This window comes from Saprospira grandis str. Lewin, assembly GCF_000250635.1.
GTDB lineage: Bacteria > Bacteroidota > Bacteroidia > Chitinophagales > Saprospiraceae > Saprospira > Saprospira grandis.
This window is the reverse complement of record NC_016940.1, coordinates 871,251-886,021: the sequence shown is the minus strand read 5'-3', so window position 1 is coordinate 886,021 and position 14,771 is coordinate 871,251. Positions and strand designations below refer to the sequence as shown.

Annotated in this window: 14 protein-coding genes; 10 read left to right on the top strand and 4 right to left on the bottom strand. The window is 45.2% G+C overall.

What is annotated here, in order from left to right; genetic code table 11:
* Window positions 1-2: 2 nt before the first annotated feature.
* Together rsmH and mraZ are read right to left on the bottom strand one after the other, a co-directional pair.
* A complete protein-coding gene (rsmH, locus tag SGRA_RS03825) occupies window positions 3-911 on the bottom strand; it encodes a 16S rRNA (cytosine(1402)-N(4))-methyltransferase RsmH (RefSeq protein WP_015691262.1) in 909 nt (302 codons plus the stop codon).
* Window positions 904-1,365: a division/cell wall cluster transcriptional repressor MraZ gene (gene mraZ / locus SGRA_RS03820; RefSeq protein WP_015691261.1), complete on the bottom strand. Its 462-nt coding sequence runs from the start codon at window positions 1,363-1,365 to the stop codon at window positions 904-906. Before mraZ ends, rsmH begins: the two co-directional genes overlap by 8 nt.
* Window positions 1,366-3,222: 1,857 nt before the next feature.
* On the opposite strand from mraZ, the gene SGRA_RS23750 reads away from it, so the two are divergent.
* The 10 genes from SGRA_RS23750 (at window position 3,223) to SGRA_RS03765 (ending at window position 11,737) form a co-directional block, all read left to right on the top strand.
* Window positions 3,223-3,369, top strand: a complete 147-nt coding sequence (locus SGRA_RS23750) for a hypothetical protein (protein WP_015691258.1) — start codon at window positions 3,223-3,225, stop codon at window positions 3,367-3,369.
* Between the two features lie 125 nt (window positions 3,370-3,494).
* A complete protein-coding gene (locus tag SGRA_RS03810; RefSeq protein ID WP_015691257.1) occupies window positions 3,495-4,109 on the top strand; it encodes a hypothetical protein in 615 nt (204 codons plus the stop codon).
* A 3-nt stretch (window positions 4,110-4,112) separates the two neighbouring features.
* Window positions 4,113-4,751: a hypothetical protein gene (locus SGRA_RS03805; protein WP_015691256.1), complete on the top strand. Its 639-nt coding sequence runs from the start codon at window positions 4,113-4,115 to the stop codon at window positions 4,749-4,751.
* Window positions 4,751-5,215 carry a hypothetical protein gene (locus tag SGRA_RS03800; protein ID WP_015691255.1) on the top strand — a complete coding sequence of 155 codons (465 nt, stop codon included), beginning with the start codon at window positions 4,751-4,753 and terminating at the stop codon, window positions 5,213-5,215. The genes SGRA_RS03805 and SGRA_RS03800 overlap by 1 nt, the downstream gene beginning before the upstream one ends.
* A 63-nt stretch (window positions 5,216-5,278) precedes the next feature.
* Window positions 5,279-5,752 carry a hypothetical protein gene (locus SGRA_RS03795; protein WP_015691254.1) on the top strand — a complete coding sequence of 158 codons (474 nt, stop codon included), beginning with the start codon at window positions 5,279-5,281 and terminating at the stop codon, window positions 5,750-5,752.
* Between the two features lie 641 nt (window positions 5,753-6,393).
* Complete coding sequence (locus SGRA_RS03785; RefSeq protein WP_015691252.1) at window positions 6,394-7,950, top strand: T9SS type A sorting domain-containing protein; 1,557 nt, start codon at window positions 6,394-6,396, stop codon at window positions 7,948-7,950.
* 113 nt (window positions 7,951-8,063) lie between these two features.
* Entirely contained in the window at window positions 8,064-8,318 is a 255-nt protein-coding gene (locus SGRA_RS03780; protein ID WP_015691251.1) for a hypothetical protein, read from the top strand.
* A 145-nt stretch (window positions 8,319-8,463) separates the two neighbouring features.
* Window positions 8,464-9,669, top strand: a complete 1,206-nt coding sequence (locus tag SGRA_RS03775; protein ID WP_015691250.1) for a glycosyltransferase — start codon at window positions 8,464-8,466, stop codon at window positions 9,667-9,669.
* Window positions 9,635-10,882: a bifunctional 3,4-dihydroxy-2-butanone-4-phosphate synthase/GTP cyclohydrolase II gene (locus SGRA_RS03770; RefSeq protein ID WP_015691249.1), complete on the top strand. Its 1,248-nt coding sequence runs from the start codon at window positions 9,635-9,637 to the stop codon at window positions 10,880-10,882. Before SGRA_RS03775 ends, SGRA_RS03770 begins: the two co-directional genes overlap by 35 nt.
* Before the next feature lie 264 nt (window positions 10,883-11,146).
* Window positions 11,147-11,737, top strand: coding sequence for a bifunctional nuclease family protein (locus tag SGRA_RS03765; RefSeq protein WP_015691247.1), 591 nt, complete (start codon window positions 11,147-11,149; stop codon window positions 11,735-11,737).
* Between the two features lie 209 nt (window positions 11,738-11,946).
* On the opposite strand, the gene SGRA_RS03760 is transcribed toward SGRA_RS03765, so the two are convergent.
* Both SGRA_RS03760 and SGRA_RS03755 read right to left on the bottom strand, forming a co-directional pair.
* Window positions 11,947-13,392: an IS4 family transposase gene (locus SGRA_RS03760; RefSeq protein WP_015691246.1), complete on the bottom strand. Its 1,446-nt coding sequence runs from the start codon at window positions 13,390-13,392 to the stop codon at window positions 11,947-11,949.
* 199 nt (window positions 13,393-13,591) lie between these two features.
* Window positions 13,592-14,746, bottom strand: a complete 1,155-nt coding sequence (locus SGRA_RS03755; RefSeq protein ID WP_041329481.1) for an OmpA family protein — start codon at window positions 14,744-14,746, stop codon at window positions 13,592-13,594.
* Window positions 14,747-14,771: the final 25 nt, after the last annotated feature.

The window sequence follows — 14,771 nt, the reverse complement described above, 5'->3', positions numbered from 1 at the left end:
AATTAGTCGGCAATTTTTTCTGCAATTCTCAATTTAGCCGAACGCGCCCTAGGGTTCTGGGCAATCTCCTCGGCAGAAGGTAATATGGGTTTTCTATTGACCGCCTTTAAAGGCTTATAAAAATGGCCATAAATATCTTTTTCGGGCTCTTTGTCAAAACAACCGTTCTTGATCCATTGCTTGACCAAACGGTCCTCCAAAGAATGATAGGTCAATACCACCAAACGCCCGCCCGGCTTGAGCATCTCGCTAGCTTCTTGCAACATCTCCTTAAGGGCCTCAATCTCTTCATTGACTTCCATGCGCAGGGCCTGAAAAAGCTGCGATAAATAACGGTTTTGCTTGCCCCGAATAATGGGCTGAATGAGCTGAAGCAATTGCTCCACCCGCTCAATCTTTTGCCGCTTTCGCCCCTTGACAATGGTCTGGGCCAGGGTCTTAGAATTGCGCAACTCCCCATAAAGCGAGAAAATATGCTGCAATTCCTCCTCTCTGTAGGTATTCAATATATAACGAGCATCCTTCTCTCCATCTTGGCTCATGCGCATGTCCAATTCCGCCTCAAAACGAAAGGAAAATCCACGGTCGGCCGTATCAATCTGATGAGAAGAAATCCCCAAATCAGCCAGCACCCCATCTACTTCTCGCACGGCCTCCAAACGCAAAGAGCGCTTAAAGTAACGAAAGTTAAAGGGAAGCAACTCAAAACGAGGATCCTCAGGCACATTAGCCTGAGCGTCGGGGTCTTGGTCAAAACCAAAAAGGCGACCGCCCTCTAGCTGCCGCAAAATCTCCCGGCTGTGTCCACCACCACCAAAAGTTACATCTACATAAGTTCCTTCAGCCACTAAATTTAGGGCTTCTACACAAGGCAGGCGCAAAACCGCCTCATGATAATCGTAATCAGACATCTGAGTTCTGCTCTATTTTTCCCATGACAGACTCCGCCAAATCGGCAAAGTCGCCAGGTTCTTCTTCTAAAAGGTTGTCGTAGATGGATTTGGCCCAAATCTCTATGCGATTGAAGTAGGCAAAAAGCACCAATTCTTTCGCTATCTGAGCATAATCCAATAAGTTTTTGGGCAAAAGCAAGCGCTGCTGCTTGTCTAGCTGCAAGGGCGTTGCCCCCCGAAAAAAGTAACGCACAAACTGACGGTTTTGCCGCTGGTATAAGTTCAATTGCTGCATCTCTTCGGTTATGCTTTGCCAAGCCGCCTGCGGATAAAGGGTCAAACAAGACTCAAATCCCCGATTTAATACAAATCCCTCAACTGCCGCCGCTGGATATTGGGCCAATAAGGCTGCAGGCAAACGGAACCTCCCCTTTGCATCTATTTTGCAGCTGTATTCTCCCAAAAATTGCATAAATCTAAGTTTAAAGGAGCTTTAGTAATGGCTTAGCTACAAATAGCTTAAGCATATTATAAATAAGCATTTGTTCTTTTTGCCCCCTCTAGCCAATCAGACTTGGCCCAAAATATTATTTTTTCCCACTTTTTCCCACTTTTAACCTCCATTTTTCCCTAGGCTTCTCCCTTTTAACAATCATCATTTTTTTGCGAATAGCTTTCTTGTTTTTCAATCAGTTAAGCCTGCTTTTTAAGGGGAGAAGGGGCGGACTGTTTTGGGGCCTCCGCCTCGCTTCGCTCCTCGGCGCTACGTTTCGCAGCTCGCTATTCGCTCGGCCCTGCGGCCTGACGGCCTTGGTCTGGCCTTCGGCCACTGCTGCACATCGCTAGGCCGCTCAACGGTCTTTTTTCTTTTGGCTTTCTTCTTCGGCGGTTGGCTGGCCTGGGTCCTTAGAATCAATAAAAGCGAACAAGGACTTTCTCCGTCAGTTCGCTCAAGTCAGCAACCCTGGGCTTCAGCCCAGGGCGCTAAGAATAGCCGCCTGTTGACTAAGCTTAAATATTCTAATAGCTCGCCTTTTCTGCCATGGGCTGAAGCCCATGGTTGTGGGGCTATGCAAACTGGCGGGCTAAAGCCCTTGTTTGCTATAAATGATATGGGCCGATGCCCAGCAAACTCCTTCTTAGTCGTTCTGAAATCTATGATATAGCTTGTCAAAGTCATTGAATACAGTTACTAAACTGTTCATTATAGGTTCCTCTACTGCATAAGAGTCGTCCTGAACTCCATGCTATAGGTTGCAGAAGTGTATAGTATACGTTGTAAAGTGTACAGTATAGCTTGTCAAAGTCGTTGAATATACTAACTAACTGCTCGTTATAGGTTCCTTTACTGCATAAGAGACATCCTGAACTCCATGATATAGGTTGCAGAAGTGTATAGCATACGTTGTAAAGTGTACAGTATAGGTTGTCAAAGTCATTAAATACAGTTACTAAACTGTTCGTTATAGGTCCCTCTACTGCATAAGAGACATCCTGAACTCCATGATATAGCTTGTCAAAGTCATTGAATACAGTTACTAAACTGTTCATTATAGGTCCCTAGACGTACCTTATGGGGTTTGTGAACGTACCTCATGGAGTTCGGAACGTCCCCTCTGGGGTTTTTGGACCTATACAATGCAGTTTCAGACGTCTATAAAGCAGTAGGAGCGCCCTAATTTGGGGTACTAGACCGATAGCTTGAGCTAAACAAGCGGCCTCTTCTACTTTTTAAGCTAAAAAATACAGTAGAGAAGAACTATTTTGGGGTTCTTGGACCTAAGCTATACCTTAGAGGACCCCTATTGGGGGCTTGTGCAACCTCTAGGTTTTGTCGCCTGCTATTCATCGCCTAGGGACAAGCCCCTAGGCTAATCCAATGGAGTCAGCCCTAAAGGGCCTCAATTGTTGATATCATGGCTTTGCTTATCTGTTTTTGCAGAGAAGAATGATATCCAAAGGCCCTCGCAGAGGGCTGTCTGAAAAAGCTAGCCTAGGGGCTTGTCCCTAGGCAGTAAAAAGGGGCGCAGACAAGACTTTAATATTAGTCCCTCAACTTTTTCTTGGCTCTTTTGAAAAAGAAGAGATAAAGAGAGCGTTTTTTGGCGGATGGGCAGTTTTGGGGCCATGGGCTGAAGCCCATGCTTGCGGGTCTATGCAAAGAGCAAACTAAAGCCCTTGTTTGCTGATGGAGCCTATTGGAGCAGAAAATCCCCTCGAATGAGGGGATGGCGTTTTTTTCGATAGCCTAGGGCCTTGGCCCTAGGGTTCCTCTGAAATTTATGTGGGAGACAAAAGCAAAATCAAACAACCGAAGAAAAAATAATCCTTGTTCAAAGCGGTAGAGGATTTTAATCCTCTCCGCACTATAGATGTAGAATGGGGTTGTTGTATGGCTGCTGGTTTTAACCTGCAGCCACAGCTAGCAGGCGGCGAAGCCGCCGCAGGCCTAGGGATGGACAGCAGTGGCCGTTAGGCCAGACCAAGGCGCTGAAAGCGCCGAAGGGCCGAGCGAACAGCGAGCTGCGAAACAGCCCGGCCGCCGCAGGCGGCAGGCCCCAAAAAACGGTATCGCAAATTATTCTAGAACCAAATAATGCCATGAATAAAGTAAATTATCTATTCTTTAGCCTTTTCCTATTGTCTTGCTTTGGCTGTGCCAGCAATCTAGCAGAAAAGGAATCCACTCAGCTGGATCATCAAGAAATGCCAGCCGACACTAACTTAGTTGCAGTAGACAGCTCCTTTTCTACAGAAAAGTTTGAGTTACTTCAGCAGATTTGTAATAGCAATGAAGAGCGTTATACTCACTTCAAAAATGATTTATGGCTAAGGAAATGGATGAATCTTGATCCAGATAGTAGCCCTGCATGCAAATACTTCAGAGCGCTAAAGAAGTACCCAGGATTGTTGGTCGGGGAGTTCATATTTGGAGCTCAAGATAGTAGTGTACATTATACATATAAAGCTGTATTGGTAACAGATACTCTAGGTGAAATTAAAGGGCGTTTAGTGGTCAAAGTTTCAAAAACAAAGAACCGACGATATACTCGGCTTAAGTATTTATCTTATTATAGAGAGGATTCAATTTCAATAGGTATTTATAGGGGGCATCCCGACGAGTCTAAAAATGATTTGATCGCTAAGGAGTTGTGGGTGATTAACTCTAAAGGCGCAATAGAAAAAAGAGAACTGCCTGCTCATTTGATAAAATAAATTATGAAAAAGAAACTAGTACCATACTTAGTACTGCTTTTACTTTCTCTTGTATGCAGCTGTAGTCCTTTGAAGGAGGACTTTAGAGCGCAGTCGGTTTTTTGTCAGAATTTACAGCTTGAAGACAGTTTGTTGAGTACTCTTCAGGAGAGTATGTTGTATATGCCAAGAGACTCTAATCTTATTGTAGTCGTATTTTTTAGCGATAAACTAACGAAACTAGCAAATGAAAATATAGAAGGAGGGTTACAGCTAGATTATGTTAGGGACAGTCTTTCTGGACAATACTATTTTGAAAAAGAGCAGAGTCGGTTGTATTTAGTTAAAGAGTATCCAGCAGCAAGTACTTTGATTTTAAATGACTCTTTATACGAGGCTGTTCAAGAATTAGGAGAAACAATTATTCAAAATGCGGCTTTAGTAGGGCTGTCTAGCTTTTGGCGAGACCAAAAAGATGGAAATATGAAGCTGTATATAGAATATCCAATTCGGTTCTTTCTACTTAAAGAAGGTGGCCCTTACAACAAAGAAAAATGTATCGTATTAGACGAAAATTGGTGCTACTGTGATGATAGGGTAAAGAATGAAAAGGAGTTGTTAAAGTATAAGAAGGTATACCTAAAGAATAAACGCAAAGAGTGATGCAGGAAGTGATTTTTGACTTTAGTCTGTCATTGAGTGCTCTTGAAGAAGACAAAAAGCTCAAGCTAAAAGAGTTGGATCTTTGGGGGCTAAAGGAGCTTGCAGAAGGGAAAATATTTATATTTTTTGAGCCTAAAAGGACCTATTTGATCCTTGATGAGATAGGAATAATAGATTATTTGATTCAATTTCGCTCTGTTATCAGTAGTATAGACTCTGGTATCCATGAGACTTTTTCAGTTTCTTCGGATTATTACAATGGCTCGTTGACCTATAGCCTTAAAGCAGGAGGAGACTTTTTTATTCGAGATGATTGGGGCGTGAAAATAAAAACAAATTATTATGCCTTTAAAAAGGCAGTAAAAAAATTTGATAAAGACAGCATGCAGGAGTTACTTTTGATTTATCCAGAGCTTGCAGAAAATAAAAACTTTCAGGAGCTACTAGCGCATCAATTTTCTTAGGGGCTCCTGCCTTTAGCATGCAGCTGATTGCATTCTAAACTGGGCCAAAAAGCAACAAAGTCAATGAGAAAAATTCATACGGTAAGTTTCGATTTCCGATTTTCATTTAAGGCTATAGAGAGAGACAAATACCTTAATTTTGAATGTATAGATTTTTTGAGCTTGCATCATATAGCAAAAGGAAAGTTGTATATATTTTTTGAACCTAAAAGGACCTATTTAGTCCTTAAAAAGCTGGGCCTAATTGATTGTCTGCTTCAGCTTAGATCTATTATAAATGCTGTTGAAGCAGGGGAGGCTGACAACTTTTTGGATTCTTCAGACTATAGTACTGGAGCGTTGAAATATAGTTTTAAGCTAGGGGGCGATTTCTTTATTCGAAATAATCAAGGAATAGAGGTCAAAACTGACTTTTATGCTTTTAAAGAGGCGCTGAAAAAGTTCTATGAAAACAGCATACAAGACTTGCTTTTGCTTTATCCAGGACTTGCAGAAAATAAAAACTTTCAGGAGCTACTAGCGCATCAATTTTCTTAAGGGCCTCCCGCCTTCGGCGGGCGGTTACTCCCGTTGGTCGTCGAACTGCGGACTAAAATCCTTGTTGTCGTTTCGCAGCTCGCTGCTCGCTCGGCCCTGCGCAGGCTGTGCCCGCTGGGTCTGGCCTACGGCCACCCCTGCACATCGGTTACTCCCTTTGGTCGTCGAACTGCGCCCTAAAGGGCTTGTTGTGTCCGTTTGGCCTTCGGCCATGGCGGCTTTGCCGCTATCTGCAGCCTAAAGGCCGCAGCCATTTTTGTTGGGCTTTGGTTTTTCTCGCCGCAGGAGCTTAAAAGCCCCTGCTTTGTTTATGGAAAGGGAATATTTGGTTTTCAGGTCCTGCGGCTTTTAAGCTGCAGGCCAATTGTTGCTGAGGAGCGGGCTCTGCTGTACCTAAAATGGCTGCTGGTTTTAACCTGCAGCCACAGCTAGCCAGGCCCGAAGGGCCGCAGGCCTAGGGATGGACAGCAGTGGCCGTTAGGCCAGACCAAGGCGCTGAAAGCGCCGAAGGGCCGAGCGAACAGCGAGCTGCGAAACAGCCCGGCCGCCGAAGGCGGCAGGCCCCCAAAAAAAAACATAAATAGAGACATTTAAAGTCTGCTCAAAATTGTATATTAGGGCGCATCTTAAATTACAATATTATGTTTCGATTATACCAGTTTTTTACTGCCTTCATTTTGTTGGCGCCTGCATTGCTTTGGGCCCAGCAAGCCAGTCATTTAAATTGTGGGACCAGCCATGAGGCCCAAGCCATTGGTTTAGAGCGCCTAGCAGAAAACCGCCGTATGGCCCCCCAACTCTTGGCCGATTGGCAGCAGCAGCTACAAAGCCGCAATAGTTTTGACAGTACGGTTTATGTCCCGATTGTCTTTCATCGAGTATCTAGAGGCGATGGAACAGGAGCCGCAACTTATCAGCAATTGCATGATAACCTCTGTGCTATTAATGCCTTTTATGCCGATATGAATGTGGTCTTTTACATTCATGAAATTAACGAAATTGCCAGCACACAGCTATATGTCAATCAAGACAATACGGCCGATTATGTGCGTTCTTTGCACAAGCGCAATGGCTACGTCAATATTTATGTAGGAGGGCCATATCAGCAAGGGACGAGCTATGGGGCCTATTATGCACCCAATTTTGACTGGATTTTTGCCTGGAACAACCAAATTTCTGGGGGAACTACCCTGGCCCATGAATTAGGGCATTATTTTACTTTGGCCCATACATTTTATGGCTGGGAAGGCATGGAGTACAGCAGTGCATCGGTAGGAAATAAGGCCCCAGAAATGGGGAGCAATGGCCGCCCTGTAGAGAAGGTGATCCGTGGCCAAACTGGCGAAAACTGCCAATGGGCCGCTGATGGCTTTTGTGATACTCCCCCAGATTATGCTTCTGGAGGCGGAGGATGTAGCTTTACCGAAACTTGGAGAGATCCCGATAGCGTCTTGATTACGCCTAGCAGCAATACGCCGCTAATTAACAACCATATGAGCTACTTCTCTTGCCGGACCAGCTTTACGGACCAGCAAAAAGAGGCCATTATGCTCGATATGATTTCTAGAGGACAGCATTATAATGCTGCCCCGGCCGTCCTCACTGCCGACGGTACGCCCAGCCTTAGCTTTCCAGAAGATGGGGGACTTATCCCTAATGTAGACCAAGGGGTAGAGTTGCGCTGGCAGGCCGCTAATGCCGCTCATGCCTATTGGGTTGTGGTAGAAAAAGTGACGCCAAATACTTGTATTCCCACCGGACAAACTCAGGAGTTTATGGTGCAAGGAACCTACCTTTGGTTGGACCTAGAACCTGGACAGTATTACCGCTGGAGCGTTCGGGCCATGGGAGCCGAAAATCCCTGTAACTATAATGCAAGCCCTTGGGCTTGCTTCCGTACAGAGGCCTGGACCACCGCAGTAGCGGCTACAGAACAATTGGCCAGCGCCAAACTTTGGCCCAATCCACAGGCAGCAGGCCAAGAGCTGATTTTGTCTTTAGAAACCGCCCAAAGCCAAAAAGCCAGCCTTGATATTTATAACAATTTGGGCCAGCGGGTCTCTAGCCAAAGCCTTTCTTTAGCGGCTGGCGAACAGCTTTTGCGCATCGGTACCCAAGATTTGCCAGCCGGACACTACTGGCTCAATTTGCAAATGCAAGGAGAAAATAAGCAACTGCCTTTTGTTTTGGTCGACTAAAAAAGGAAGGGGCCAATTGGTTTTTTAAGAGATAAACTATATTTTTACCGCTAATCTATTAAGATTTCATTAGCACACTAGGCCTTTGGGCCCTACTATAATTCCTTTAGAATATGTCTAGAAAACAATATGCTCCCCCCGGTGGCTCTCATGAAAAGAAAATGACCCGCCGTGAGAAGAAAAAAATGCGCAAAGAGAATCCCTTACAGCCATTAGAGCAAACTACAGAAGTGGTGGAAGAGGAAAACATGATGATCACCGCTCCCGATGAGGAAGATCGCAAGCAGTTGCGAATGCTTACCATCATTGCGGTCGTCAGTCTTTTTGCCCTGATGTTCTTGATGTACTTTGTCTTCATCTCGACCTAATTGGCCAAAATGCCAAGAAAAAAGAGTCAGCCTTTTCAGGTTTGACTCTTTTTTTATGCCGCCTAGGGCCCAGCAGTCAGTTTTTCAATCACTTCTTCCACTAAGGCGAAAAATATGCGTAGTTTTGCGGCCTAAAAGCAGCTAAATGATATTTGGAATAGGGCTTACGATTTTTTTGCTTTCCTCTTTTGCCGTGGTGTACACTTATGTACTCTACCCCCTTTTGCTGCGCCTTCTGAGCCAAGGAAAAGCCCTGCAAGGCAGCACTTATGCCCAAGAAGATCCCGATTTGCCCGTTTTGGCCGTGCTCATGGCCGCCCATAATGAAGAGCTGGTCTTGGAGCAAAAGATGCAGCATCTACTAGCGGCTGAATATCCTGCCCAAAAGCTGCATATTTATGTGGGCTCCGATTGCTCTACAGATGCTACCAATGACATTATGCAGGCTTATGCGGCCCAATATCCTAGCCGCATTCACTTTTTCCCTTTCCAAGAACGACAAGGCAAACCCGCTATCATTAACCAATTGGCCGAGGCGGCCAAGGCCATATCGGCTGAGGTCCTCCTGATCACCGATGCTAATGTAATGCCCAAACCGGCCAGTATTTACGAGCTACTCAAGCACTTTAAGCAAAGGGATATTGTCCTGGTCGATAGCAATATTCAGCATTATGATAGTGAGGCGGCAGGCATTGGCCGCAACGAACAGGGCTATATCTCTCAGGAAGTACAGGCCAAATACCAAGAAGGCCTAATTTGGGGCCGTACCCTAGGCCCATTAGGCGGCTTTTTTGCCCTGCGGGCCAGCCATTTTTCAGCTATTCCCAAAGGTTATCTGGTCGATGATTTTTATTGGGCCATGCGAGCCTTTGAGCAGGGCGGCCGAGCCATTAGCGAACTCAAAGCCCTTTGCCTAGAAGATGTATCGGGCAACCTAGCCGGAGAGTTCCGCCGAAAGGTGCGCATTGCCAGCGGCAACTATAAAAACTTGGCCACCTTTAAGCATCTGCTTTTGCCCAAATGGGGGAGCCTGGCCTTTGTATTTTGGTCGCATAAGGTCCTCAGATGGCTCGGTCCTGTTTTTATTCTGTTAAGTTGGAGCAGTTTGGCCCTGCTCAACCTCCTAGACAACAACTTAATCTGGCCCCTCTTGTTTACAGCACAAAACCTCTTATTTTTTATCGTTCCATTGCTCGATTGGCTATTAGAGCAAATGGGCATACATCAGAAGTACCTGCGGTACATCCGATATTTTTTAGCCATGAATATTGCCCTAGTTAAGGGATTTATCAACTATATAAAAGGAGTCAAAACCAATGTCTGGCAACCAACAAAACGAAAGCTTGGATAGAAAACTGGATAGTATTGAAGCTGCCATTCAGGATATTCGCGACGGAAAAATCATTATTGTAGTCGATGATGAGGACCGTGAAAATGAAGGGGATTTTATCTGCGCTGCAGAAAAAATTACTCCAGAACTGGTCAACTTTATGGCCACTCATGGCCGTGGCCTCATCTGTACGCCCCTCACCGAGGACCGCTGTAGAGAACTCAATCTCAAACCTATGGTCCAAACCAATACCTCGCATCATGAAACGGCCTTTACCATTTCTGTCGACCTGATTGGCCATGGTTGCAGCACAGGAATTTCAGCCTACGACCGCTCTACCGGAATTCGCCTGCTTACCGACCCCAACACGAGCTGGACCGATTATGCCCGTCCAGGCCATATCTTCCCACTTATCGCTAAAGATGGAGGCGTTTTGCGCCGTGCTGGCCATACCGAGGCGGCCGTAGATCTCGCTCGCTTGGCTGGCTTGGCTCCCGCTGGCGTTTTGGTCGAAATCCTCAATGAAGATGGGACCATGGCCCGCCTACCCGATTTGGTCAAGGTGGCCGAACGCTTCGACCTTAAAATTATTTCTATTGCCGACTTGATCAAGTACCGAGTAGAAAACGAAAAGTTGGTAGAGCGCCTCATTGATGTGCAAATGCCTACCGAATACGGCGATTTTCAGTTGATCGCTTTTGAAGATAAGACCAGAAATGAAACGCATTTGGCCCTCAAAAAAGGCGACTGGAAGGCCGATGAACCCGTTTTGGTTCGGGTGCACTCTTCTTGCCAAACTGGCGATATCCTAGGCTCTCTCCGCTGCGATTGTGGCCCCCAACTGCATGCGGCCATGAAGCAAATTGAGGCAGAAGGCAAGGGACTTTTGCTCTATATTATGCAAGAAGGCCGCGGCATTGGCCTGCTCAATAAGCTCAAGGCCTATAAGCTACAAGAGCAGGGCTATGATACCGTAGAAGCTAACCTCATGCTCGGTTTTAAGGCCGACGAAAGAGATTATGGCATTGGGGCGCAAATTCTTAGAGAGCTAAAAATCAGCAAGATGCGCCTAATGACTAACAACCCCACCAAGCGCATTGGCCTAATTGGTTACGGTCTAGAAATCGTAGAAAATGTAGAGCTAGAAATTGAGCCCAATGAGCACAATGAGTTTTACCTCTTTACCAAAAGAGACAAAATGGGCCATACTATTCTAGATAAGAAGAAGTCTTAGGATTTGGGGCTGCCCCGCCCTTCGGGCGGGTCGGGCTGTGTCGCAGCTCGCAGGTCTGCTCGGCCCTGCAGGCCTTGGCCGCTCTGCGGCCAAGGCCTTGGGTCTGCCGCCTTTGGCGGCCCTGCTATCCATCCCTCAGCCTGCGGCGGCTTCGCCGCCTGTACACCGCAAAAAAGCCCTGCCGATAAAGCAAAAGGGCTTTTTTGCTTTCCTATAATTTTTTATCTTTGTGGCCTTTGCTGTTCAAACACAACGCATCACCAAATGAAAAAAGTAGAGTTAGAAATTGTCGCCCTTTCGCATAGTTTGGCCCAATCGCAGAATTATGCCGTGGTTTTAGGCGAAATGGGGGGCAGCCGTCGTTTGCCCATTGTTATCGGAGGATTTGAGGCCCAGGCTATTGCTGTGGCCATGGAGGGCATGCAAGCCAGCCGTCCTATGACCCATGACCTGTTCCGCAATACCATTGAGACCCTCAATGTAGAACTTCAGGAGGTCATTATTAGTAATTTGGTAGATGGTATTTTTTATGCCAATTTGGTGTTTATCCAGAATGGCAAAACCATAGAAATCGACTCTAGAAGTTCGGATGCTTTGGCCCTGGCGGTCCGCTTTGATTGCCCAGTATATACCTATGAGTTTATTTTGGAGCAGGCGGGCATTGTGCTAGAGGAAGAAACCGAAAGAGAGATGGAAGAGGCCAAAAACCGCCGTCAGGAACAACAAAAAAGCCGTTCATTAGAAGACTTGAGCCTAGAAGAACTAGAGCGCAAGCTCGATGAGGTTTTGCAGGCCGAAAACTATGAGCAGGCGGCAAAGATCCGAGATGAAATGAATCGCCGAGGAAGCAACTAAGCTTTCTTGGTCCAGATAAAGAAAAGCCGCTCTCCCAAAAGGGAGAGCGGCTTTTTGCGTTTTGCAGGCGGCGAAGCCGCCGCAGGCCCAGCGCTGCGGAGCGGGTGGCCGAAGGCCAGACCGAGCTTTTTGAGCAAAGCGAAAAAAGCGAAGGGCCGAGCGAACAGCGAGCCCCGCAGCCTTGGGTTGACCCACTTTTTATAGCGGTGTCAATTTAGGGATCGATATCCATCATACATAAATATGAATCTCTCTAACCCTAGTCCTATTTTCTTGACGGATACGGCATGCCTAGTTTTCTTCACTGCGCCATTAAATCCGCCCAACCTTGCTATGATCCAATAGGCCCAAGCTATTGATTTAGAGGTAAATGGGTTACGCAAAGAAGGGCTTTGGCTTTCGCCTTTTAGATATTGTTTAAATATAAGATCTAAGACTTCTACTTCATCTTCTGTGAAAATAGAGGTTGCTGGAGTCTCATTATCTTGGTTAAGTCCAGCTTCTTTAAGCTTAAGGACCTTGTCAGATGCACTGATTGCCATAAGTATCATTTTGCGGATAGCTTTACCTGTTTTTAAACATATGTTTTCAATATCAAAGCCATCTGATTTTAAATATTTAAAGTATGTTTCAATTAACCACCTCTTGCGGTAGCAAAGAACAAGCTCTAAGAGCTCTTCTTCGCTGTTGATTTCTTCATTTGTGAGTAAGCGCCAACTGATGGTTTCATCATCATGATCTTTTTTTGTTCGGCTTCTTTTTCTAGCGGCAGATTTTGAAAAACCTTTGCCCTTTTCAAAGACCTCAATAACATTGATTGTCATTGGTTTAGGCCTTGGTTCGCCAAGAACATACTTACAAGATTTGGGAACGGCAAAAGTCACTTTTTTAGATCGAATAACTAGCTTCTTCCCGTTAAGTTTTTTACGGCTACTCTTGACCGTTTCTGTCGTCTCAAAGTCTGCTGGATAATGTTCAAAGACATCACATAATGGAATCTTTTTGCCATCCTCCCAAATCGTTGCTCGTCTATCTGTTCGAGACCGAATCAAGAACTTAATATGCTGTCTGAAAAAACTTTCCATCATAGGATAAACATCTCCTTCTCGATCACAAACATGTAAAATATCAATTAGGTCGTTAATTATTTTTAACGCAGATTCTGTCTCTTCTACATTTATTTTCCACCTCGTAATTTCACCTCTAAAATGACCCGTATTTCTATTTTCAGCCTCCTTACAAGTTACTCTATTTTTATATCGATTATAAAGCTGAATACCTCCTAAGCCATGATAATGAAAGCTTTCTCGACCATATAGTAGAGCCATGTGAAGAAATACAGACAAATTTGTTTCCCGACCTCCAGGGCCTAAACCCTCTTTGTCCGTTAGTCTATTTCTTTGCTTATTCAGTACAACTTCAGAGGTGTCGTGAAAGGCCAGAAGCTTTTCTTCAACCACCTTCATAGACTCCCTACTTTTGCCAATAAACTCAAATTGAATGTATTCCTCAGTAAGATTTTTGTTTGATAACAACCTCATGAAAGCCTTACGGTCTGCATCAGTTTTTGCTACATTTGTTAAATGTGGGTTAGGATTATTTTTTAGACTCTCTGCTAATCTATAACATACTCTCACTGATTGCTTATTTAGCATAAATGAAGATACCTTTGTACTGTCCATATAAATCTTGATTTAGAGCTAAGTTAAGCTTATTTTTAAAAGTGGGTCAACCCAAGCCCCGCAGCATAGCGGCGGCCGAGCTAGGCGAAGCCTAGCCGGCCGCGGGCCCCAAAATAAAAAAAAGCCCATCCTTGCAAAACAAGAATGGGCCATAATTAGGCTTTTTGAATAGCTATTCGCAGCTGAGTTGTACCTCTACGCGGCGGTTGAGGGCGCCTCCCTCGGGCAAAAGCGGCTTTTCGAGACCATAGTATTTAATCTCGATGCGCCAGGGCGAGATGCCCATCATAGAGAGCCAGCGCTGCACCTTATAGGCTCGTTTTTTAGAGAGCTCCTTCATGCGTTCCTTATCGCCAAAAATATCGGTATGTCCGATAACGGTCAGCTTAGAGTTGGGGTGTTTTTCCATAAAGTCAAAGACATAATGCAAGACCTGCTTACATTTGACCATCCCCTTAAAGTCGGTGGTACCATCCTGAAACTGCAAGCCATCAAGGACCAACGGTTGGCCACAAACGACATCTTCTGCATAGCGAACCCGAGCCACGCCACCTGGCTCTTCTGAAGCAGGAATTTTAGGCGTTTTGGGGATAGGCTTGGGTTTAGGAATAGGCTTAGGTGTGGGTTTAGGCTTGGGTGTGGGTTTAGGTGTGGGTTTAGGCTTGGGCTCCACCTTAGCAATAGGATCTTTGGGTTCTACCTTAGGCTCTACCTTGGGTTTGGGCTTGGGTTTTTTGTTGGTGTTTACGCCAAATTTGCGTTCAAATTTTCGGACATTTTCTTCAGAGTCCGCAATTTTACCCAAGCTTTCATCATTCCAAGTTTTTAGCTTAACATCAAAGCAATTAAAGTGATTTTGGTCAAATTCATGGCCACGGCCTTCAATGAAATCGGCGGTTTTAACATCATTGGGCAGGCGCTCAAAATGCACCTCACAGCTAAAAACCGTATAGCCAAAACCATCCAAAGACATATATTCGCCCTTGCTTCTGAGGTGGCGAGCCATCATCTGGCTATTTCTCCGAATGTTTTTAATGGCTTTGAGATTAAAAGAACGCCCATCTTTGGCCCGCAAATACCAAGGCGCTTCTCCGCCAGGAGGATAAAAAATGGCACTAATACCTTGACCAGAGCGACAAACAAAACGGAAATAAAAAATGGTTTCGTTCTTTGTATACTCAATTTTATCCAAAATGTAGTTGTCCTGCCATTTCCGATAAACGGGCTTGTGGTCGGTATACTCCTTTTGGGCCAAGAGGGGGGAGCTTAGCCAACAAGCTAGAAAAAGAAAAATAGAGAGTAATCTCAGGGGAACATGCATCCTCATTTATATTTATTTTTAAGTGAACTTA

What these genes read in the sequence shown, in the direction of transcription:
- rsmH (WP_015691262.1), bottom strand. Translation starts at nt 911, where the DNA reads ATGTCTGATTACGATTATCATGAGGCGGTTTTGCGCCTGCCTTGTGTA.
- mraZ (WP_015691261.1), bottom strand. Translation starts at nt 1,365, where the DNA reads ATGCAATTTTTGGGAGAATACAGCTGCAAAATAGATGCAAAGGGGAGG.
- SGRA_RS03810 (WP_015691257.1), top strand. Translation starts at nt 3,495, where the DNA reads ATGAATAAAGTAAATTATCTATTCTTTAGCCTTTTCCTATTGTCTTGC.
- SGRA_RS03805 (WP_015691256.1), top strand. Translation starts at nt 4,113, where the DNA reads ATGAAAAAGAAACTAGTACCATACTTAGTACTGCTTTTACTTTCTCTT.
- SGRA_RS03800 (WP_015691255.1), top strand. Translation starts at nt 4,751, where the DNA reads ATGCAGGAAGTGATTTTTGACTTTAGTCTGTCATTGAGTGCTCTTGAA.
- SGRA_RS03795 (WP_015691254.1), top strand. Translation starts at nt 5,279, where the DNA reads ATGAGAAAAATTCATACGGTAAGTTTCGATTTCCGATTTTCATTTAAG.
- SGRA_RS03785 (WP_015691252.1), top strand. Translation starts at nt 6,394, where the DNA reads ATGTTTCGATTATACCAGTTTTTTACTGCCTTCATTTTGTTGGCGCCT.
- SGRA_RS03780 (WP_015691251.1), top strand. Translation starts at nt 8,064, where the DNA reads ATGTCTAGAAAACAATATGCTCCCCCCGGTGGCTCTCATGAAAAGAAA.
- SGRA_RS03775 (WP_015691250.1), top strand. Translation starts at nt 8,464, where the DNA reads ATGATATTTGGAATAGGGCTTACGATTTTTTTGCTTTCCTCTTTTGCC.
- SGRA_RS03770 (WP_015691249.1), top strand. Translation starts at nt 9,635, where the DNA reads ATGTCTGGCAACCAACAAAACGAAAGCTTGGATAGAAAACTGGATAGT.
- SGRA_RS03765 (WP_015691247.1), top strand. Translation starts at nt 11,147, where the DNA reads ATGAAAAAAGTAGAGTTAGAAATTGTCGCCCTTTCGCATAGTTTGGCC.
- SGRA_RS03760 (WP_015691246.1), bottom strand. Translation starts at nt 13,392, where the DNA reads ATGCTAAATAAGCAATCAGTGAGAGTATGTTATAGATTAGCAGAGAGT.
- SGRA_RS03755 (WP_041329481.1), bottom strand. Translation starts at nt 14,746, where the DNA reads ATGAGGATGCATGTTCCCCTGAGATTACTCTCTATTTTTCTTTTTCTA.